This is a genomic window from Herbaspirillum sp. B65 (genome assembly GCF_000333555.1).
Taxonomy (GTDB): domain Bacteria; phylum Pseudomonadota; class Gammaproteobacteria; order Burkholderiales; family Burkholderiaceae_D; genus Herbaspirillum; species Herbaspirillum rubrisubalbicans.
Map to the genome: position 1 here is coordinate 1 of NZ_BADI01001208.1, position 922 is coordinate 922.

The following is a 922-nucleotide window of genomic DNA, read 5'->3' on the forward strand; positions in this document are numbered from 1 at the left end:
TATTGCGCATCCTGGATATACTTGATGACCCATGAACCTGATCATTCATAACCTTGATCACTTTGCTCGGCCTGCTCTTTGCTTTGCCGTGGCCAGTTCGCCCAGGTTGAGGATGAAGCCGCCGACGCCGGCCAGGGTGAACGTCTTCTTGCCCGACTGCGTGACGGCCGCGCCGATGGCCGCGCCGATGCCCATGGCCAGGCCCTGCCCGATGCCCCCTCCCAGCGCATGAACGCCGGCGCGCGGATCGAAGATGCGCAGGTAGCGGTTGCCCCAGGTACTGTTGGAGACGGTCACGTCGCGCACCCAGTTGAACTGACGTCCCGCAGCCTGCTGCAATTGTTCCACCAGCGTGCCGTAGGGGCCGAGCCCATCGAGCAAGCCATGCACGGCGCTCTCGCGCGCCTGCTTGAGGTCGGCCATGAAGGCGGGATCGACCTGCAACGCCGCCAGGCGATCGGCCAGGCCACCCAACACCAGGGCCGAATCGCCGCAGACGAAATAGTCGCTGGTATAGCAGCGGCCTTCGGCCGCCGGATCGGCATCGACCCGGTACAGCGGACGCGGCAGCTTCAGTTCGTACTTCAGGGTTTCATTGCCGCGCAGGCGCGAGCCGACCACCAGCATGGCATCGCAGCTTTGATAGAAATTCTCGACCGGCTTGTGCAGGTTGAAGGCGCCCAGCGAGCGCGCATCATCCTCCGCCACGATGCCCCGGCCCTGGGTGCTGGTGACTACACCAAAGCCCAGCGCCAGCAAGCGCTGCACCTGCGACCCGGCATGACGCGCCCCGCCGCCCAGCCACAGCAGCGGACGCCGGGCCTTCAAGAGGCGCTCGGCCAGTTCATCCAGGGCGCGTGCCGAGGGCAGGCTGGGCGGGATGGCCAGCGGTTGCAGATTGGTCGGCATGAAATCAGGCGGC

Annotated in this window: 1 pseudogene; it reads right to left on the reverse strand. The window is 65.7% G+C overall.

The annotated features are described in order from the left end of the window. Positions 1 to 922, reverse strand: a pseudogene (locus tag I5W_RS28555) (thiamine pyrophosphate-dependent enzyme); the annotation flags it as partial.